Below are 264 nucleotides of genomic sequence, written 5' to 3'. Positions count from 1 at the left end.
GGCGAGGGCAATCAGGTGCAGCCGGAAGGCGTAGCCGGAGAGCTTTGCGTGGCGGGACGCGGATTGGCGCGCGGCTATTTGAATCGAGATGACGAAACCGCGAAGCGGTTTGTCACTGATCCGTTTGTGCCGGGTGAACGCATGTACCGCACCGGCGATTTGGTGAAATGGGTGAACGGCGGCATCGAATACATCGGCCGGATCGACCATCAGGTCAAGGTCCGCGGCTACCGGATCGAGCTGTCGGAAATCGAAGTCCAGCTT

General features: G+C 60.2%; 1 protein-coding gene. It reads left to right on the top strand.

Annotated features, from left to right (window positions below; translation table 11 throughout):
• Nucleotides 1-264: AMP-binding protein (locus tag V756_RS01000000122055; RefSeq protein WP_032681938.1), on the top strand; the 264-nt coding region annotated here is incomplete at both ends.

This window comes from Bacillus tequilensis KCTC 13622, assembly GCF_000507145.1.
In the GTDB taxonomy this organism is placed as follows: Bacteria; Bacillota; Bacilli; order Bacillales; family Bacillaceae; genus Bacillus; species Bacillus tequilensis.
The sequence above is the reverse complement of the archived record's forward strand: the minus strand, read 5'-3'. Positions and strand labels throughout refer to the sequence as shown.